Origin of the sequence: Quadrisphaera sp. INWT6 (assembly GCF_015390235.1) — a bacterium.
In the GTDB taxonomy this organism is placed as follows: domain Bacteria; phylum Actinomycetota; class Actinomycetes; order Actinomycetales; family Quadrisphaeraceae; genus Quadrisphaera.
Map to the genome: position 1 here is coordinate 1,010,614 of NZ_VUOH01000001.1, position 13,423 is coordinate 1,024,036.

At 75.5% G+C, this 13,423-nt stretch carries 12 protein-coding genes and 1 riboswitch; of the genes, 10 read left to right on the forward strand and 2 right to left on the reverse strand.

Features of this window, described 5'->3' with window-relative positions; genetic code table 11:
• The first annotated feature begins 14 nt into the window (after positions 1-14).
• The 9 genes from F1641_RS04545 to F1641_RS04585 all read left to right on the forward strand — a co-directional run bounded on the left by F1641_RS04545 (position 15) and on the right by F1641_RS04585 (position 10,114).
• Complete coding sequence (locus tag F1641_RS04545) at positions 15-1,661, forward strand: CTP synthase (RefSeq protein ID WP_375541455.1); 1,647 nt, start codon at positions 15-17, stop codon at positions 1,659-1,661.
• A complete protein-coding gene (locus F1641_RS04550) occupies positions 1,658-2,323 on the forward strand; it encodes an NUDIX hydrolase (protein ID WP_194903171.1) in 666 nt (221 codons plus the stop codon). Before F1641_RS04545 ends, F1641_RS04550 begins: the two co-directional genes overlap by 4 nt.
• Positions 2,324-2,326: 3 nt before the next feature.
• A complete protein-coding gene (locus tag F1641_RS04555; protein ID WP_194903172.1) occupies positions 2,327-3,061 on the forward strand; it encodes a hypothetical protein in 735 nt (244 codons plus the stop codon).
• The gene (locus tag F1641_RS22905; protein WP_206690462.1) at positions 3,058-3,537 is read left to right on the forward strand and encodes a YkvA family protein; all 480 of its coding nucleotides are present in this window, start codon (positions 3,058-3,060) and stop codon (positions 3,535-3,537) included. The genes F1641_RS04555 and F1641_RS22905 overlap by 4 nt, the downstream gene beginning before the upstream one ends.
• A 96-nt stretch (positions 3,538-3,633) precedes the next feature.
• The gene (locus F1641_RS04565; protein WP_194903173.1) at positions 3,634-4,914 is read left to right on the forward strand and encodes a DUF4192 family protein; all 1,281 of its coding nucleotides are present in this window, start codon (positions 3,634-3,636) and stop codon (positions 4,912-4,914) included.
• Positions 4,915-5,043: 129 nt separating this feature from the next.
• A riboswitch (SAM riboswitch) is annotated at positions 5,044-5,159 on the forward strand.
• Positions 5,160-5,218: 59 nt separating this feature from the next.
• Positions 5,219-6,532 (forward strand): bifunctional o-acetylhomoserine/o-acetylserine sulfhydrylase, encoded by a 1,314-nt coding sequence (locus F1641_RS04570; RefSeq protein ID WP_194903174.1) that lies wholly within the window; start codon positions 5,219-5,221, stop codon positions 6,530-6,532.
• A complete protein-coding gene (locus tag F1641_RS04575; RefSeq protein WP_194903175.1) occupies positions 6,529-7,725 on the forward strand; it encodes a homoserine O-acetyltransferase in 1,197 nt (398 codons plus the stop codon). Before F1641_RS04570 ends, F1641_RS04575 begins: the two co-directional genes overlap by 4 nt.
• Positions 7,726-7,824: 99 nt before the next feature.
• Entirely contained in the window at positions 7,825-8,184 is a 360-nt protein-coding gene (locus tag F1641_RS04580) for a universal stress protein (RefSeq protein WP_194903176.1), read from the forward strand.
• Between the two features lie 310 nt (positions 8,185-8,494).
• A complete protein-coding gene (locus F1641_RS04585; protein ID WP_194903177.1) occupies positions 8,495-10,114 on the forward strand; it encodes an RNA polymerase sigma factor in 1,620 nt (539 codons plus the stop codon).
• Between the two features lie 89 nt (positions 10,115-10,203).
• Here F1641_RS04585 and F1641_RS04590 read toward each other — a convergent pair whose 3' ends face one another.
• Positions 10,204-10,683, reverse strand: a complete 480-nt coding sequence (locus F1641_RS04590; RefSeq protein WP_309225388.1) for a DUF456 domain-containing protein — start codon at positions 10,681-10,683, stop codon at positions 10,204-10,206.
• 88 nt (positions 10,684-10,771) lie between these two features.
• Positions 10,772-10,990 carry a hypothetical protein gene (locus F1641_RS04595; RefSeq protein ID WP_194903179.1) on the reverse strand — a complete coding sequence of 73 codons (219 nt, stop codon included), beginning with the start codon at positions 10,988-10,990 and terminating at the stop codon, positions 10,772-10,774.
• 200 nt (positions 10,991-11,190) lie between these two features.
• Between F1641_RS04595 and F1641_RS04600 the strand changes: the two genes are divergently transcribed.
• Complete coding sequence (locus F1641_RS04600) at positions 11,191-13,374, forward strand: type IIA DNA topoisomerase subunit B (protein WP_194903180.1); 2,184 nt, start codon at positions 11,191-11,193, stop codon at positions 13,372-13,374.
• The last annotated feature ends 49 nt before the right edge of the window (positions 13,375-13,423 follow it).

The following is a 13,423-nucleotide window of genomic DNA, read 5'->3' on the forward strand; positions in this document are numbered from 1 at the left end:
CGCGGCACATCTTCGTGACCGGAGGGGTCGCCTCCTCCCTGGGCAAGGGCCTGACGGCCTCCAGCCTCGGTCACCTGCTCCGGGCCCGGGGCCTGCGGGTCTCGATGCAGAAGCTCGACCCCTACCTCAACGTCGACCCGGGCACCATGAACCCGTTCGAGCACGGCGAGGTGTTCGTCACCGACGACGGCGCCGAGACCGACCTCGACATCGGCCACTACGAGCGCTTCCTCGGGGTCGACCTCGACGCGGCGGCCAACGTGACCACCGGCCAGGTGTACTCCTCGGTGATCGCCAAGGAGCGGCGCGGCGAGTTCCTCGGGCAGACCGTGCAGGTCATCCCGCACATCACCGACGAGATCGTCGACCGGATGCGCGCCCAGGCGGTGCCCGGCCCGGACGGCGAGCCGGCGCCGGACATCATCATCACCGAGGTCGGGGGCACCGTCGGCGACATCGAGTCGCTGCCGTTCCTCGAGGCCGCGCGCCAGGTCCGCCAGCGCGTGGGCCGCGACAACTGCTTCTTCGTGCACGTCTCGCTGGTGCCCTACCTGGGCCCCTCGGGCGAGCTGAAGACCAAGCCCACGCAGCACTCCGTGGCCTCCCTGCGCAGCATCGGCATCCAGCCCGACGCCGTCGTCCTGCGCAGCGACCGCACCGTGCCGGAGTCCGTCAAGCGCAAGATCGCGCTGATGTGCGACGTCGACGAGGAGGCTGTGGTCAACGCCGTCGACGCCGCCTCGATCTACGACATCCCCAAGGTGCTGCACACCGAGGGCCTCGACGCCTACCTCGTGCGCCGCCTCGACCTGCCCTTCCGCGACGTCGACTGGGGCGCGTGGGACGAGCTGCTGCGCCGCGTGCACCGCCCCGCGCACACCGTGACCCTGGCGCTGGTCGGCAAGTACATCGACCTGCCCGACGCCTACCTCTCGGTGACCGAGGCCATCCGCGCCGGCGGCATCGCGTGCGACGCCAAGATCCAGCTGCGCTGGGTCGCCTCCGACGGCTGCGCCACCCCCGAGGGCGCGCGCCGCGAGCTGTCCGGCGTCGACGCGGTCTGCGTGCCCGGCGGCTTCGGAGTGCGCGGCATCGAGGGCAAGCTGGGGGCGCTGAGGTGGGCCCGGGAGAACCAGGTGCCCACCCTCGGCCTGTGCCTGGGCCTGCAGTGCATGGTCATCGAGCACGCGCGCCACGTCGCCGGCATCGAGGGCGCCAGCAGCACCGAGTTCGACCCGGACTCGCCCGACCCGGTCATCGCGACCATGGCCGAGCAGGAGCACATCGTCTCCGGCGGCGGCGACATGGGCGGCACCATGCGCCTGGGCCTGTACCCGGCGGTCCTCGCCGAGGGCTCCGTGGTCGCCGAGACCTACGGCGCCACCGAGGTCTCCGAGCGCCACCGCCACCGCTACGAGGTCAACAACTCCTACCGCGGGCGCCTGGAGGAGGCCGGCCTGGTCTTCTCCGGCACCTCGCCCGACCGCGGCCTGGTGGAGTACGTCGAGCTGCCGCGCGAGGTGCACCCCTTCTACGTGGGCACGCAGGCGCACCCGGAGTTCCGCTCCCGCCCCGACCGCGCCCACCCGCTGTTCCAGGGGCTCATCGCCGCCGCGCTCGCGCGCCAGGCCTCCGAGCGCCTGCTCGAGGTCCCCGCGTGACCCCCGCGGGTGCGGGGGCGCCGCGCGACGAGCTGGTCACCTCGGCGCCCCGCACCCGCGAGCTGCTGCACCGCGGGTACGTCTGGGACCTGGTCCGCGACGTCGTCGAGCTCGACGGCGTCGCGGACGGGGCGCTGGGCTCCGGCACGGTGACCCGCGAGCTGCTGCGCCACCCCGGCGCGGTGGGCGTGCTCGCGCTGGACGACGACGAGCGCATCCTGCTCGTCCGCCAGTACCGCCACCCGGTGGAGCACCTGCTGTGGGAGCTGCCCGCGGGGCTGCTCGACGTCGCGGGGGAGCCGCCGCACCTGGCGGCCGCCCGCGAGCTGGCCGAGGAGGCCGACCTGCGCGCCGGCAGCTACCACGTGCTGCTCGACTGGTACCTCTCCCCGGGCGGGTCCGACGAGGCGTTCCGCCTCTTCCTCGCCCGCGACCTGTCGCCGGTGCCCGACGACGAGCGCCACGCCCGCACCGACGAGGAGGCCGGCATGGTCTCGGCGTGGGTGCCGCTGGCGGCCGTGCGCGACGCGGTGCTCGCCGGTGACCTGCACAGCCCCAGCCTGGTCGCCGGGGTGCTGGCCGCCTGGACCCTGCGCGAGCGCGGGTGGGAGGGCCTGCGGGCCGCCGACGCGCCGTGGCCCCAGCACCGGGCCTACCGTTGACCCATGGCCCTCTTCCGACGCTCGAAGTCCTCCTCCGACGGCGCTGGCGCCGCTGCTGACGCGGCCGACGAGGGCCGCCTGTCGCAGACCGCGACGCAGCTGGTGCGCCGCCTGGTCGACCTGGGCATCGACGGCGCGGGGCCCCTGTCGCCGGCGGCGGAGGCGGCCGAGTCGGTGCGCCGCAAGCACCCCGACGTCGAGGACGCGATCAGCGCCCTCGTCTCGGGCGCCACGCGCTCGGCCGCGGTGGGGGGCTTCGTCACCGGGCTCGGCGGCTTCGTCACGCTGCCGGTCGCGCTGCCGGCCAACCTGCTGGGCTACTACGTCATCGCCACGCGCACCGTCGCGGGCACGGCCGCGCTGCGCGGCTACGACCTCTCCTCGCCCGAGGTGCGCTCGGCGGTGCTTCTGGTCCTCGCCGACGAGGACGGCGGCGCCCTGCTGTCGAAGTTCGGCCTCGCCGGGCCGGGCGGCCTGGTGACCCGCCTCGCCCGCAAGCAGCTCGCCGGCCCCGGGCTCGCGGTGCTCAACAAGGCGATCGGCTTCCAGCTGCTCTCGCGCCTGGGCCGGTCGGGCCTGTCGCGCCTGGGCCGCGGCCTGCCGCTGGCCGGCGGCCTGCTCGGCGCGGGCCTGGACGTCTACGCCCTGCGCCGCACCGTCAAGGGCGCCAAGAAGGCGTTCCCGCTGCGCACGGCCGGGGCGGTCTCCGGCGGTGGGACCCAGGGGCAGGAGCGGTGAGCGCGGCCGGACGCAGCGCCTCGGGCGCTGCGCGCTCCCTGTGGTGGGCGATGCGCCGCAGCCGCACGCGCGGGGGCCCCAAGCCCGCCGAGCTGCTGAAGGCCCTGCCCCGCATGGCCGCGGCGACGGCGGCAGGCCGCTACACCGGCTGCTCGCGGGTGAAGCTCGGGCTCATGGTGGCCGCCGCGGGGTACGTCGTCTCCCCGGTCGACCTCCTGCCCGAGGGCATCCTCGGCCCGATCGGCCTCGCCGACGACGCCGCCGTGCTCGCCTGGCTGGCCGGTGCCCTCATGACCGAGGTGGGCGACTACCTGGAGTGGGAGCGCCTGCAGCAGCGGGGCGCCGGGGCGGGGCCGGCCCCGGGCGCGAGCACCGGGCCGTCGTCGGAGCGGCCCGCGGCGGGCCCGCGCCGGCGGTGGGGGAGCTCGCGGCCGGACGACGGCCCCGAGGTCGTGCAGGGCGACGTCATCGGCTGACGCCGCTCCGCCCACAGCCGCCCCCGCGGCGGGACCCCGTCCACAGGCCGTCCCGAGGGGTGTCGCGGCGGTGCCGGCTCGCGGAGCCTGGCGCTCGTGGAACCCACCGCCATCCGCAGCAGCAGCCCCTTCGAGGTCCTGGCCCTCGCCGAGCGCACCCTCGGCTTCCGCCCCCGGGAGAGCCTGGTCGTGGTGTCGCTGAGGCCCCCTCGCTGGCGCAGCGGCCTGGTCGCCCGCGCCGACCTCGCCGACGCCGCGGCGGCCGTGCCCGACCTGGTGCACCACCTGAGGGCCGACGGCGCCGGGCGGGCCTTCGTGGTCGTCGCCACCGACACCGGTGAGCTGCCGCCCGCCGCGGCACCGGGGCGGGCGCTCGCGGCGTCCGTGCCGGTCCCGCGCAGCGGCCACCGGTCCGCTCCTGGCGCGGCGGGCCCCCTCCCGCCGGCGGGGCGCGGCGACCGGCGGGCGCACCTGCCCGGGGCCGACGTCGCGCACCTCGCCGCGGCGGCCCTGCGCGAGGCGGGGGTGCGGCCCGAGCTGTGGCTCGTGCACCGCGGTCGGCTGCACTCCTACACGTGCCGGCGCCCCTGCTGCCCGCCGGAGGGGCTGCCGGTCGAGGAGGTCGACTCCACGCGGGTCGCCGCCGAGATGGTCCTCGCCGGGCGCGGCCTGGCCGGTGACCGCGAGGAGTGGGAGGCCGCCCAGCGCGCCGCGGTCGCCCCTGCGGACGCCGGAGCCGTCGCGGAGGTCGCCGACCTGCTGGAGCTCGCGGACCGGCGGTGGCGCCGCTGGGAGCGCGACGGGTGGGCGGAGCCGGGTGACGAGCCGCCGGTGGTCGCGCTGGAGCTGTGGCGCGGCCTGCTCGAGCTCGGGCGCGGGGGCGTCCCCGTCGGCCCCGTCGGCCCGGGAGCCGGTCCTGAGGTGGGTCCTGGGGTCGGTCCGGAGGCCGCGGCCGTGCTGCTCGACGCGCTGGTGCGCGTCCCGGTGCGCGACGCCGTGCTGGGGTCGGTCGTGGCCGAGGCGTCACTGCCCTGCCCCTTCGGGTGCGAGGCGGACGGCGGCAGCGACGACTGCCCCCTGTGCCCGCCGCCGGGGGCGGCCCGGGTCCGGACCGGCGCGGAGCAGGACGACGACGCGGCCACCGCGGTGCGCGTGCTGCAGGACCTCGCGCGCCTGGCGCCGCCCGGGCGCAGGGCCGCACCCCTCGGGTGCGCCGCCTACGTGCAGTGGTCGCGGGGCGCGTCGGCTCCGGCCGGGGTGCTCGCGGAGCTCGCCCTGGAGGACGACCCCGGGCACTCCCTCAGCGGGCTGGTCCTGCAGAGCGTCCGCCTGGGGGTGCCTCCGCCCTCGGTGCGGGAGGCGCGGCGCGCCGGGTGAGCACACCGCGGCGGGCGGTGCGGCGGGCGGTGCGGCGGGCGGTGCCGGGGCCGCTGCTGTGGGCCGATCGGTGTCCACATCGTGAGATGCGGTGGAGGCCGCCGCTCGCGCCCGCCTATCCTCGCGCCAGGTCATGAGTGCCAGCACCAAGCCCCGGCTCGCTGGCCGGCAACCCTCGCTCGCGGTGGGGTGCCCCGGGTGATGACCGGGCCTCGCCCCGTTCCGGGTCGCGGCAAGCGCGGGCCAGCGGCCCGGTGGTCGCCCCGGCGCCGCCGTGCCCGGCCCTGACCCCAGGGAGTGCGACATGAGCGACGGATGGTCCTTCGAGACGAAGCAGGTGCACGCGGGCCAGGCGCCCGACCCGGCCACGGGTGCGCGCGCGCTGCCGATCTACTCGACCACGTCCTACGTCTTCAGCGACGCCGCTGACGCGGCCGACCTGTTCGCGCTGAAGAAGTTCGGCAACATCTACACGCGCATCATGAACCCCACCACCGACGTGGTGGAGCAGCGCGTCAACGCCCTCGAGGGCGGCGTGGGGGCGCTCGCGGTCGCCTCCGGGCAGGCCGCCGAGGCCCTGGCGCTGCTGAACGTCGCCGAGGCCGGCGACCACGTCGTGGCCAGCGCCAGCCTGTACGGCGGCACGTACAACCTGCTGCGCCGCACGCTGCCGCGCTTCGGCGTGGAGGTCACCTTCGTGGAGGACCCCGACGACCTCGACGCCTGGCGCGCCGCTGCGACCCCGAGCACCCGGGCGTTCTTCGCCGAGACCGTCTCGAACCCGCGCTCCCACGTGCTCGACCTCGAGGGCGTCTCGGGCGTGGCGCACGAGGTGGGGGTGCCGCTCGTCGTCGACAACACCGTCGCCACGCCCTACCTCCTGCGGCCGCTGGAGCACGGCGCCGACGTGGTGGTCCACTCGGCCACCAAGTACCTCGGCGGGCACGGCACCGCCATCGCGGGCGTCATCGTCGACGGCGGCCGGTTCGACTACGGCCAGGGCGACCGCTTCCGCGGCTTCACCACCCCGGACGACAGCTACAACGGCCTCGTGTACGCCCGTGACCTCGGCGTCGGCAGCGCCCTGGGGGCGAACCTCTCCTACATCCTCAAGGCGCGCGTGCAGCTGCTGCGCGACCTCGGCGCCTCGGTGGCCCCCTTCAACAGCTTCCTGGTGGCGCAGGGCCTGGAGACGCTGAGCCTGCGCGTGGAGCGCCACGTGGCGAACGCCACCCGCGTCGCGCAGTGGCTCGAGGGCCGCCCCGAGGTCGAGTCCGTCTCCTACGCGGGCCTGCCCTCGAGCCCCTGGTACGAGCGAGCCCAGCGCCTGCTGCCCCGGGGCGTCGGCGGCATCGTGGCCTTCGAGATCGCCGGGGGGGCCGAGGCCGGGCGCCGCTTCGTGGAGGGGCTGTCCCTGCACAGCCACGTCGCGAACATCGGCGACGTGCGCAGCCTCGTCATCCACCCCGCCTCCACTACCCACAGCCAGCTCTCCGAGGAGCAGCAGCGGGCCGCGGGCGTCACGCCCGGCCTGGTGCGCCTGTCGGTGGGTCTGGAGGGCGTCGAGGACGTCCTCGCCGACCTCGAGGCCGGCTTCACCGCCGCGAAGGGCGCATGAGCGGGGCCGGTCCCGGGCAGCCGGGGTCGGCGGCGCCGACCACCGCCGCGTCGGCGGTCCCCCCGGCCCTGCGTCCCCGGCCCCCGGCCAGCGGGGCGTGGCGCGAGGGCGACCCGGCGGGCGACCGCCGGTTCGCCGACCTCGGTGACCTCGCCCTGGAGACCGGTGGCTCGCTGCCCGTGCGGCTGGCCTACGAGACCTGGGGCGAGCTCAGCCCCGCCCGCGACAACGCCGTGCTGGTCTGCCACGCCCTGACGGCGGACAGCCACGTCCTCGGGCCCGCCGGCCCCGGCCACCCCACCCCCGGGTGGTGGTCGGAGCTGGTGGGCCCCGGGCTCGCCGTCGACACCGACCGCTGGTTCGTGGTGGCGCCCAACGTGCTGGGCGGCTGCCAGGGCAGTACCGGGCCGTCCTCGACGGCCCCCGACGGCAGGCCGTGGGGCAGCCGCTTCCCGCACCTGACCGTCCGCGACCAGGTCGCCGCCGAGGTGGCCCTGGCCGACGCGCTCGGCGTCAGCACCTGGGCCGCCGTCGTCGGCGGCTCCATGGGCGGCATGCGCGCTCTCGAGCTGGCCGTCACCCACCCCGAGCGGGTGGCGCGGCTGCTCGCCGTCGCAACGACGGCGCGCACCTCCGCCGACCAGATCGCCTGGTGCGCGCCGCAGCTCGCGGCGGTCCGCGGCGACGCGGGCTGGAGCGGCGGCGACTACCACGACGCCCCGCCCGGGCACGGGCCCCACCGCGGGCTGGGGCTCGCCCGGATGATCGCCCACACCACCTACCGCTCGGCGGCCGAGCTGGACTCCCGCTTCGGGCGGGCGGCGCAGCCCGGGGAGGACCCGCTGGGCGGCAGGGGCCGCTTCGCCGTCGAGTCCTACCTCGAGCACCACGCCGACAAGCTGGTGCGCCGCTTCGACGCCGGCTCGTACGTGGTGCTCACCGAGGCGATGAACAGCCACGACGTCGGCCGGGGGCGCGGGGGCACCGCCGCCGCGCTGCGCCGGGTGAGCGCCCGCACCCGCGTGGTCGCGGTCGACAGCGACCGCCTCTACCCGGTCTCCCAGTCGCAGGAGGTCGCCGACGCCGTGCCCGGTGCCGAGCTCGACGTCGTGGCCTCCCCGTACGGCCACGACGGCTTCCTGATCGAGAGCGGGGCCATCGCCAAGGTGGCCGAAGAGCTGCTCGGCGGCTGAGGCCGGTGCCCCGCGGGTGCCGTGACCTGGGTACGGTGCGCCAGTCGGACGGACCGCGCCGGCGCTCGCCCGAGCGGGCGGGGGAGCGAGGGGGTTGCTGTGGCAGTCGTCGTGGGCTACGCCGGGACCGACGAGGGGCGCGCCGCGCTGGGGCGGGCGGTGGCCGAGGCCGTGCAGCGGCAGACCTCCCTGCGCGTGGTGGACACCGGCCGGGAGCCCATGGCGCCCGGTGAGATCGACGCGGAGCTCGCCGCGTCCGGTGTCGAGACCGAGGTCGTCCCGCCGGCCGTCGTGCGCGACGCCGCCGACGAGGTCATCTCCGCGGCCGAGGGCGCCGAGCTCGTGGTCATCGGCCTGCGGCGGCGCAGCGCCGTCGGCAAGCTGATCCTCGGGGCCAACGCGACCCGGATCCTGCTCGAGTCGCCGTGCCCCGTGCTGACGGTCAAGCCGCAGCAGTGAGGCCCGGCGCCCAGGCGCCGCACGACGGGCGGACCCCCGAGGAGGGGGTCCGCCCGTCGTCGTCCTGCGGTCGTCCCGGCGCTTCCCGCGGTCCCGCGCGGCGGGGTCGGCTGGGCCGCACGGGTCGACCTGGGACCGGGGGCTCCGGGACGGCGCCGGACGTGGCACAATGCTTGCCAAGGTCCTCGGCGACGCATGCCCTCTTCCGGTCCAGGCGGGAAGCAGGCCGGCACTCCGGGTGTTGTGAACCCTGTCAGGGCGGTGCAGACCGCCCCCCAGTCCGAGATCCGCAGTCGACGAAAGGCAGTCCGTGTCGTCGGTCTCCACGCCCACGCTCCCGCCGGAGTTCAGCCACCCCAGCCTGCAGGAGCTCCTGCGGGAGGGCACCGCCAGCGGCTCGGTCCAGGCAGCGTCGCTGCGGACCGCCTGCGAGGACGCCCAGGTCCCCATGAAGCGCATGAAGGCGGTGCTGCGCGCGCTGGAGGCGGCCGAGGTCACGGTCGTCGTCGAGCAGCCCGCGCCCGCCAAGGCCGCCGCCAAGCCGCGCGCCGCCGCGAAGCCCGCCGCCGCGAAGCCCGCCCGGGCCGTCGCGGCCGCCGCCTCGCGCCGCGCCACCTCCTCCACCGCGACCCTCGAGGCCGACGGCGCCCCGTCGCCCGAGGCCGACGGGCCCGCCGCGAAGGCCCCGGCCAAGCCGCGCGCCGCCGCCAAGCCGAAGGCCGCCGCCAAGCCGAAGGCCGCGGCCAAGGCCCCCGCGAAGAGCTCCGCCAAGGCCTCCGAGGACGGTCCGGACGAGGAGACCCCCGAGGACGTCGAGGCGCTCGTCGGTGAGGACGTCGAGGCCGACGCGGCCGTCGAGGTCGCCGACGAGAGCCCCGAGGCCGCCGCGGACGTCGAGGCCGACGCGGACGCCGACGACGCCAAGCCCGCCGGCAAGGGCGAGAAGGACTCCGACACCGGCTTCGTCGTGTCCGACGCCGACGACGACGACGCCCCCGCCCAGCAGGTGGTCTCCGCCGGTGCCACGGCGGACCCGGTCAAGGACTACCTCAAGCAGATCGGCAAGGTCGCCCTCCTCAACGCCGAGCAGGAGGTCGAGCTCGCCGAGCGCATCGAGGCCGGCCTGTTCGCCGAGGAGACCCTCGCCTCGGACGCCACGCTCGACCCCGCCTACAAGCGCGAGCTGCAGTGGATCGCCCACGACGGGCGCCGCGCCAAGAACCACCTGCTCGAGGCCAACCTGCGCCTCGTGGTGTCGCTGGCCAAGCGCTACACCGGTCGCGGCATGCTCTTCCTGGACCTGATCCAGGAGGGCAACCTCGGCCTGATCCGCGCGGTGGAGAAGTTCGACTACACCAAGGGCTACAAGTTCTCCACGTACGCCACCTGGTGGATCCGCCAGGCGATCACCCGCGCCATGGCCGACCAGGCCCGCACCATCCGCATCCCGGTGCACATGGTCGAGGTCATCAACAAGCTGGCCCGCGTGCAGCGCCAGATGCTCCAGGACCTGGGCCGCGAGCCCACCCCGGAGGAGCTGGCCAAGGAGCTGGACATGACCCCCGAGAAGGTGGTCGAGGTCCAGAAGTACGGCCGCGAGCCCATCTCGCTGCACACCCCGCTCGGCGAGGACGGCGACTCCGAGTTCGGTGACCTCATCGAGGACTCCGAGGCCGTCGTCCCGGCCGACGCCGTGAGCTTCACGCTGCTCCAGGAGCAGCTGCACTCGGTGCTCGACACCCTGTCCGAGCGCGAGGCCGGCGTGGTCTCCATGCGCTTCGGGCTCACCGACGGGCAGCCGAAGACCCTGGACGAGATCGGCAAGGTCTACGGCGTCACGCGCGAGCGGATCCGCCAGATCGAGTCCAAGACCATGAGCAAGCTGCGCCACCCCTCGCGCTCGCAGGTCCTGCGCGACTACCTGGACTGACCTCTCCAGCCAGCACGACGAAGCCCCCCGCTCCGGCCGGAGCGGGGGCTTCGTCGTGCTGCGGTCACCGGGCGAGGCGACCGCGGCGGTCAGGTCGCGGCGTTCCAGGCGGCGAGCACCCAGACGGTGGTCGCGACGAGCGCGAGGCCCAGCTCGACGCCGGTGGAGAGCAGCACGGTGGTCAGCGCGAGGCGCGTGGACTCCCACGAGCGCCTGCCGAACCCGAGGCGCACCGCCTCCGCCAGGTAGAGGCCGACGCAGAATCCGACGACCAGCCCCACCACGGGGATGACGAAGATCCCGACGACGCCCGCGAGGGCGCCCACCACGAGCGAGCGGGTAGGCACGCCGGCGCGCAGGAGCCGGCGGCCGGTCCACACGTACGACGTGGCCCACCCGCACGCCAGCAGGACGGCGGCGGCGCTGAACACCAGCCAGCCGCCGAGGGTGCCCTGGGCGATCGCCCAGACGAGCACCCCGAGCCCCACGAGGAGGCTGCCGGGCAGGACGGGCAGCACGATGCCGACGAGCCCGACGACGACGAGGGCGCCGGCGAGGAGCGTGATCACGCTCCCCACCGGCGCCCTGCGCGGTCGGGGGTTAGGGGCTCAGCGGCCGCGGGGCCGCTGAGCGGTGCTGACGGCCGGCGTCGTGCGCTCAGCGCTCGGCGTCGGACGGAGCAGCGGTCAGGCGCGCCGACTCGTCGTGGATCTCGGCGGCCACCTCCCGGAGCTTCGCGGAGTGCTCGCGCCCGTGGTGGGCGCAGAAGAGCAGCTCTCCGCCGGAGGCGAGGAGCACGCGGACGTACGCCTGCGCGCCGCAGCGGTCGCACCGCTCGGCAGCGGTCATGGGGGGAGTCGTCAGGACAGCGGTCACTGGGGCCCCTTCCGAGGAGCGTGGTGGTGCTGGTGGGCACCGTGGCCGGGCGTCGGATGACGTCCACCCGGTACAGCATCGAACCACGCCCCGGGGCTTCCCGGCAGGTCGACGCGACCCGTTCGCCGTGCGCGTAACGCGGCCGACCCCCCTCCGGCGGAACCGGCCTGGCTGTCGGTGCTGGTCGTTACGCTCCTCGGGTGACGTCGACCCCCCAGCGCCCCGCGTCCTCCGGGCCCAGGAGCGGGAGCGGAGGCGCCTCCGGCGGAGGCGACTACACCGCTCGCCACCTGTCGGTCCTGGAGGGCCTCGAGGCGGTGCGCAAGCGCCCCGGCATGTACATCGGCTCGACGGACTCCCGCGGCCTGATGCACTGCCTGTGGGAGGTCATCGACAACAGCGTCGACGAGGCCCTCGCCGGGCACTGCACCGCGATCGACGTCGTGCTCCACGCCGACGGCTCCGTCGAGGTCCGCGACGACGGGCGCGGCATCCCGGTCGACGTCGAGCCCCGCACCGGGCTGACCGGCGTCGAGGTCGTCTTCACCAAGCTGCACGCCGGCGGCAAGTTCGGCGGCGGCTCCTACGCGGCCTCCGGCGGCCTGCACGGCGTCGGCGCCAGCGTCGTCAACGCGCTGTCGGCGCGCCTGGACGTCGAGGTCGACCGGGGCGGCGCCACGCACGCGATGAGCTTCCGCCGCGGCGAGCCGGGCACCTTCGCCGACCCGGGCACCGGCGCCGCCGCGCAGCCCTCTCCGACCAGCGCCTTCACGCCGTTCACCGACGCCTCCGAGCTGCGCCTGGCCGGCAAGGTGCGCCGCGGCCGCACGGGCACCCGGGTGCGCTACTGGGCCGACCCCACGATCTTCCTCAAGGAGGCGGCGTTCTCCTACGACGAGCTGGTGACGCGCGCCCGCCAGACGTCGTTCCTCGTCCCCGGGCTCAGCCTGCGCATCCGCGACGAGCGCGGCGTGCCCGGCACCCCGGGCGAGGCCGGTCCCCACGAGGAGGTCTTCCGCCACGACGGCGGCATCACCGAGTTCGTCGACCACCTCGCCACCGACCCGCCCGTGACCGACACCTGGCGCCTGCAGGGCTCGGGCCGCTTCCGCGAGACCGTCCCGATGCTCGACGACCGCGGCCACATGGTGAGCCAGGAGGTCGAGCGCGAGTGCGAGGTCGACCTAGCGCTGCGCTGGGGCACCGGCTACGACGCCGAGCTGCGCAGCTTCGTCAACATCATCTCCACGCCCAAGGGCGGCACCCACGTCGCCGGGTTCGAGGCGGCGCTGCTCAAGACGCTGCGCAAGGCCGTCGCCGACAACGCCCGCCGCCTGAAGGTGGGCGCCAAGGAGGAGCCGGTCTCCAAGGAGGACGTCACCGCCGGCCTGACCGCCGTGCTGACGGTCCGCCTGCCGGAGCCGCAGTTCGAGGGCCAGACCAAGGAGGTCCTCGGCACCTCCGCCGTGCGCGGCATCGTCGCGCGGGTGGTGGAGAAGGAGGTCGCGGCCCTCTTCTCCAGCCCCGCCAAGTCCACCAAGCTCCAGACGGCCACCCTGCTCGACAAGGTGGTCGCCGAGTCCCGGGCCCGCGTCACCGCCCGCCAGCACAAGGAGACCCAGCGCCGCAAGACCGCGTTGGAGACCTCCTCGCTGCCCGCCAAGCTCGCCGACTGCCGCAGCAACGACGTCGAGCGCTCCGAGCTGTTCATCGTCGAGGGAGACAGCGCCCTGGGCACCGCCAAGCTCGCGCGCTCCAGCGAGTTCCAGGCCCTGCTGCCCATCCGCGGCAAGATCCTCAACGTCCAGAAGGCCTCGATCGCCGACATGCTCCGCAACGCGGAGTGCGCGGCGATCATCCAGGTCGTGGGCGCGGGGTCGGGCCGCAGCTTCGACCTGGAGTCGGCCCGCTACGGCAAGGTCATCTTCATGGCCGACGCCGACGTCGACGGCGCCCACATCCGCACGCTGCTGCTGACGCTGTTCTTCCGCTACATGCGGCCGATGGTCGAGGCGGGCCGGGTCTACTCGGCGGTCCCGCCGCTGCACCGCATCGAGGTCGTCGGGAGCGGCAAGGCCAAGAACGAGCTCGTCTACACCTACTCCGAGGCCGAGCTGGCCAGCACCCTGGCCCGGCTGAAGGCCTCCGGGCGCCGCTGGAAGCCCGACATCCAGCGCTACAAGGGCCTGGGCGAGATGGACGCCGACCAGCTGGCCGGCACCACGATGGACCCGCGCCACCGCACCCTGCGGCGCGTGGGCATCGCCGACGCCGCCGCCGCCGAGCGGGTCTTCGAGCTGCTGATGGGCAACGACGTGGCCCCCCGCAAGGACTTCATCGTCGAGGGCGCCAGCGGCCTGGACTCCGACCGCATCGACGCCTGAGCCGCGCAGGGCCCCGCCGCGGCGGGGCCCTGCGACGCACGCGGGCGGC

Coding starts and splice junctions, on each gene's coding strand:
- F1641_RS04555 (WP_194903172.1), top strand. CDS start 2,327: ATGGCCCTCTTCCGACGCTCGAAGTCCTCCTCCGACGGCGCTGGCGCC.
- F1641_RS04570 (WP_194903174.1), top strand. CDS start 5,219: ATGAGCGACGGATGGTCCTTCGAGACGAAGCAGGTGCACGCGGGCCAG.
- F1641_RS04575 (WP_194903175.1), top strand. CDS start 6,529: ATGAGCGGGGCCGGTCCCGGGCAGCCGGGGTCGGCGGCGCCGACCACC.